Source organism: Arthrobacter sp. 2YAF22_2, assembly GCF_052114645.1.
Classification (GTDB): domain Bacteria; phylum Actinomycetota; class Actinomycetes; order Actinomycetales; family Micrococcaceae; genus Arthrobacter.
Genome location: NZ_JBFRFD010000304.1, coordinates 1 through 4,618, shown reverse-complemented (window position 1 = coordinate 4,618; position 4,618 = coordinate 1). Strand labels below are relative to the sequence as shown.

Genomic DNA, 4,618 nt, shown 5'->3' with positions numbered 1-4,618 from the left:
GCTGCTGACAGCGGTCCTGCTGGGCACCGCGGGCTGCGCCTCCGGGGGCGGGACGGCGGCCCCGTCCACGGCCATGGCCCCGCCGCCCAGCGCATCGGCCACCGGAAGCATGGACATGAGCTCCAGCGGCACCCCGACCAGCGGTTCGACGGCGGCAAATTCGCCGGCAAGTTCGACGGCGGCCATCACCATCAGCGGCTTTGCCTTCGGCGCGCCGCTGGTTGTCCCCGCCGGCGCGACGGTGACCGTGACCAACATGGACAGCGCCGAGCATACGGTCACCGCCGACACYGGCTCGGCGTTCGACGTCGAAATCAAGGGCAGCGGCGGCACGGCAACCTTCACGGCACCGTCCACTCCGGGAACCTACGCCTTCCACTGCAAGTATCACCCCAACATGCACGGGTCGCTGACGGTCAAGTGAGCGTACCCATCCGCCGCGGCACGCTGGCCCGGGGACGCGCCCGGGGACTGGACCTGGCCCTGCGGGGGCTGACCGCTGTTGCCCTGCTGACCGACGCCGGCGTCCACTTCCACCTCGCCCCCGGTTACCAGGCCGGGTCGCCGCAGGGTATCGGCCAGGGCAACTTGTTCCTGCTCGAAGCCGCCGCGGCTGCGCTCGCCGCGCTGGCTGTGCTGTTGCGCGGCAGCCGGGCGGCCTACGCTTTCGCCTTCCTGGTGGCGCTGAGTGCCTTCGCCGCCGTCGTGTTCTTCCGCTACGTGGACCTGCCCGCGTTCGGACCGTTCCCGGCCATGTACGAGCCCGTCTGGTACTTCGAGAAGACCGCCAGCGCCGTCGCGGAGGGCGCCGGCGCGGTCCTCGCGGGCATCGGCTTGGCCCGCACGCGGCGTGCCGGCGCCACCGGGCGGGTCCACCGATGAGCCGACGACGCATGTCCTGAACGGCGCGTTGCTAGCATGGGGGCGAGGTGTCCATGCAAAATAGAATCCCCCGCCGCGCGACGGCCGACCTGACGGTCGCCGCGGCCGCGTACCTGGCAGCGGGCACTTGGCTGGCGTCTGTTTCCGCCCCGAATGCTGCCGCCGGTTTCCTGGCCGTGGGCGCCGGTGCCGCCCTGCTGGGCCGCCCTGCCGGCGCCATCCTGCTGCGGAGGCCCCGGATCTGCACTCCGGCCGACCGGGTCACCCTGGTCCGGGCAGGGCTGGCGGCATGCTGCGCGGTCCTCACCGTCAGCGGCGTCCTCGGCCGGCAGCTCCCGGGAACGCTGCTTGTCGTCCTCGRCGCTGCGGCCTTCGCTCTCGACGCCGTCGACGGTCCGGTGGCGCGGCGCACCGGCTCCGCCACCGCCGCGGGCGCGCGTCTGGACACGGAGACAGATGCCGCGCTCACCCTCGTGCTGTCCGGTGCCGCCGCTGTGACGGTGGGGCTATGGACGCTCCTGATCGGGCTGCTGTACTACGTGTTCACCCTTGCCGGCCGGTGGCGCCCGGGCCTGAAGCAAACCCTTCCGCCTTCACCGGTGCGCAAGGCCATCGGCGGCTGCCAGCCGGTGGCCCTGCTGTTTGCCCTTGCACCCGGTGTCCCGCCGGCTCCGGCGACGCTGGCCGTCGTCGCGGCCCTGGCGCTGCTGTTGTTCTCATTCGGCCGGGACGTAGCCGTCCTGGAGAGGATGCGCTCCGCCCGGCTGCGCCACCCGGAGCTGGTCGGCTGAATCTGTGCTGCGCTTAGTCCTTGCTCCGGGCCCGACTGGGCTGTACCCGCGGCGGTTCGCCGGGCATCTTCGGGAAATCCGGCGGGAACGGCAGCTCCCCGAGGCCCGAGGCCAGGTCCCGCTCCCACCACCCAAGCAGGACATCGATTGAGCCCGGGTGGGACTGCATGTCGGCCCAGGGATCCCCGGTGGCCTTGAGCCGCGCCGGGACCGTGGCGACGGTGAAGTGCAACGGGTCCGCACCGTCCAGCTCGTCCCAGCCCAGCGGGCAGGACACGGTGGCTGCGGGAAGCGCCCGGGGGCTGTAAGCCCCGGCTATGGTGCGGTCACGGTTGGCCTGGTTGAAATCTACGAAGACTCTGGCGCCGCGTTCCTCCTTCCACCACGCCGTGGTGACTTCCGCCGGCATCCGCCGCTCGAGTTCGCGGGCGGCAGCGATGACGGCGTGCCGCACCTCGAGGAACTCATGCTCCGGCTCGATCGGCGCGAAGACGTGCAGTCCACGGTTGCCGGAGGTCTTGATGAAGGCGGTCAACCCCGCCTCGGCCAGCACCTTGCGCAATTCCAGGGCCGCGGGCACGGCATCACCGAAGCCGGTGCCGGGCTGCGGGTCAAGGTCGATCCGCAGCTGGTCCGGGTTGTCAGGGTTTCGGGCTCTCGACGCCCACGGGTGGAAGACCACGGTGTTCATCTGCACGGCCCATACGGCGGCGGCCGTATCGTTGATCACCAACTGGGGATGGGACCGGCCGCTCGGATAGACCACGTCGACGGCATCCACGAAGTCCGGGGCGCCCTTGGGCGGGTTCTTCGAGAAGAACTGCTCACCGTCGACGCCGCCCGAGAACCGTTGCAAGGTGATGGGCCGGTCGCCGTTGGCCGCCAAAAAGGGCTCCCCCACGGCGATCATGTACTGCGCAAGGTCCAGCTTGGTCAGGCCTGCCTCGGGCCAGAGCAGCCTGCTGGGGCTTGAAATCCTGATGTCCCTGCTGCCGTCCGGTCCCTCCACGGAAACCATTGCTTCGTCGCGCGCCATGAGGACAAGCTACCCCGGGGCAACGCGCAGCGAAAGCGCCAGACCGGGTCCGATGAGCTGGCAGCGAGGCCATGGCAGGCACCGCCGGCCCCGGCCGCGCCCGGGTCCCGTCAGAGCCAGGCGGTCCTGCGCAGCGGCGGTTCGGCGCCGCCTGGGCGCCGCACCAAAATCTGGTTAACCCCGGTCACGCCGACTTCGAATCCCAGCGCACTGGCGGCCATGTAAAGGCGCCAGACCCTGGCCCGGCCGAGGCTGCTGGCCTCGGCCGCCTCGTCCCAGTGGCTCTCCAGGTTCTGCACCCAGGCCCGCAGGGTCAGCGCGTAGTGCTGGCGCAGCGCCTCGACGTCGAGCACCTCAAAGCCGCCGCCCTCCAGGGCGACCATCATCTCGGCCAGGCTAAGCATCTCCCCGTCCGGAAAAACGTACCGCGGGATAAACGAATCGGGATCCGGGTCGGTTGGCCCGGCGTTCCACGAGATGGCGTGGTTCAACAGCCGGCCGCCGGGGTGCAGGAGCCCATGCAGTCGGGACACATAGCGGCCCATCTGTTCGCGGCCCACGTGTTCAGACATGCCGATGGAACTGATGGCGTCGAAGGGGCCGTCGTCCACATCGCGGTAGTCCTGGACGCGGATCTCCACCCGCTCCGTCAGCCCCGCTTCGGCAACCCGTTTGCGCGCCAGTTCGGCCTGCTCGGCGGACAGGGTGACGCCCACGACGTCGGCCCCGTAGCGTTGGGCGGCGTGCAGCGCGAAGCTGCCCCAGCCGCAGCCGACGTCCAGGACGCGCATTCCGGGACGCAGTCCGAGCTTGCGGCACACCAGGTCGAGCTTCGCTTCCTGGGCCGCGTCCAGGCCGGTGTCCGGGCTGTCCCAGACCGCGCAGGAGTAGACCAGGGTGGGACCCAGCACGAGGGCATAGAACCGGTTGCCGACGTCGTAATGGTGCGAGATGGCGGCGGCGTCACGCCGGCGGGAGTGCCGGCGCCCCTTGCGGGCCACCCGGGCTTCTTCCGGAGGCAGCGCCGGATTCGGGCCCAGCGCGCCGAGCCGCACTGCTGCAGCGGCCAACGCCACAAGCTCCCGGACGGTGGGCCGCCGGAACGGCCCGGGTTCAGCGAACTTGCCCGCCGAACTGAGGGCGGCGAAGGTGGCGAAGATGTCATCCGGCGCTTCAATGTCGCCGGCTACGTAGGCACGGCTCAGGCCCAGCTGGCCGGGTGACCAGAGGATCCGCCGCAGCGCCCGGCGCGAGTGGAACACCACCCGGGGGGCGCCCTCCGGTCCTGCCTCCGAACCATCCCAGGCACGCAACCGAAGCGGGATGTCGGTGGTTCCAAGAACAATGGCCAGTGCCCCGGCCAGCCGCGTCGCGGCCCCAGCAGTTGTTGCCATGCTTGTTTCCTCTCAGACGCCGGCATCCCAGCCTCAATCTATTGGCAACCGGGCCGCCGGAACAGGGGCCGGACGTCCCCGATGCGGCCGGCAGCGGGAAACCCGGCGGGCTGGTACTCCCGGCGGGCGGTGATTAGGGTGGCTCACATGGCTGAGAGTTTTTCGTCCCTGGTGGACGCGTTCAAGAATGTCGGGGTGTCCCGCGCCTACGGCGACCCCGTCCAGCTCGGCGGCGAGGAACTTATCCCCGTGGCGCTGGTGTCCTTCGGGTTCGGCGGCGGAAGTGCCCCGGCTTCCGACGATGCACCGGCGGGCTCGGGCGGCGGGGGCGGCGGCTTCGTACTGCCCCTCGGGGTGTATGCCGGCCGACGGGGCGGCGGGGTCGTGTTCAGGCCCAACCCGATCGCCGTGCTGATGGGCCTGGCACCGGTGGTGTGCGCCATTGGCCTGTCACTGCGCGGCTTCACCTCGCGCGGCGTCCTGCGCGGAAAACTGCATGGCCGCTGAGCTTCCCC

The 4,618-nt window shown here is 70.7% G+C and carries 7 protein-coding genes; 4 read left to right on the top strand and 3 right to left on the bottom strand.

The window, feature by feature from the left end:
• Positions 1-258 (bottom strand): hypothetical protein (locus tag AB4Y86_RS12710; RefSeq protein ID WP_441402583.1); only part of this gene is annotated, 258 nt, incomplete at its 3' end.
• Here AB4Y86_RS12710 and AB4Y86_RS12705 point away from each other — a divergent pair.
• Genes AB4Y86_RS12705 through AB4Y86_RS12695 form a run of 3 tightly spaced genes read left to right on the top strand, consistent with a single transcriptional unit; the run spans position 185 to position 1,673 of the window.
• Positions 185-424 carry a cupredoxin domain-containing protein gene (locus AB4Y86_RS12705; protein WP_441402582.1) on the top strand — a complete coding sequence of 80 codons (240 nt, stop codon included), beginning with the start codon at positions 185-187 and terminating at the stop codon, positions 422-424. The two genes, AB4Y86_RS12710 and AB4Y86_RS12705, sit on opposite strands and share 74 nt — an antisense overlap.
• Entirely contained in the window at positions 421-882 is a 462-nt protein-coding gene (locus tag AB4Y86_RS12700) for a hypothetical protein (protein WP_441402581.1), read from the top strand. Before AB4Y86_RS12705 ends, AB4Y86_RS12700 begins: the two co-directional genes overlap by 4 nt.
• 53 nt (positions 883-935) lie before the next feature.
• Positions 936-1,673, top strand: a complete 738-nt coding sequence (locus AB4Y86_RS12695; RefSeq protein WP_441402580.1) for a CDP-alcohol phosphatidyltransferase family protein — start codon at positions 936-938, stop codon at positions 1,671-1,673.
• A gap of 13 nt (positions 1,674-1,686) precedes the next feature.
• Here AB4Y86_RS12695 and ligD read toward each other — a convergent pair whose 3' ends face one another.
• Both ligD and AB4Y86_RS12685 read right to left on the bottom strand, forming a co-directional pair.
• A complete protein-coding gene (ligD, locus tag AB4Y86_RS12690; protein ID WP_441402579.1) occupies positions 1,687-2,709 on the bottom strand; it encodes a non-homologous end-joining DNA ligase in 1,023 nt (340 codons plus the stop codon).
• Positions 2,710-2,819: 110 nt separating this feature from the next.
• Entirely contained in the window at positions 2,820-4,103 is a 1,284-nt protein-coding gene (locus tag AB4Y86_RS12685) for a class I SAM-dependent methyltransferase (RefSeq protein WP_441402578.1), read from the bottom strand.
• A gap of 147 nt (positions 4,104-4,250) precedes the next feature.
• Here AB4Y86_RS12685 and AB4Y86_RS12680 point away from each other — a divergent pair, with 147 nt between their 5' ends.
• On the top strand, positions 4,251-4,610 hold the full coding sequence (locus tag AB4Y86_RS12680) for a hypothetical protein (RefSeq protein ID WP_441402577.1): 360 nt from the start codon (positions 4,251-4,253) through the stop codon (positions 4,608-4,610).
• The last annotated feature ends 8 nt before the right edge of the window (positions 4,611-4,618 follow it).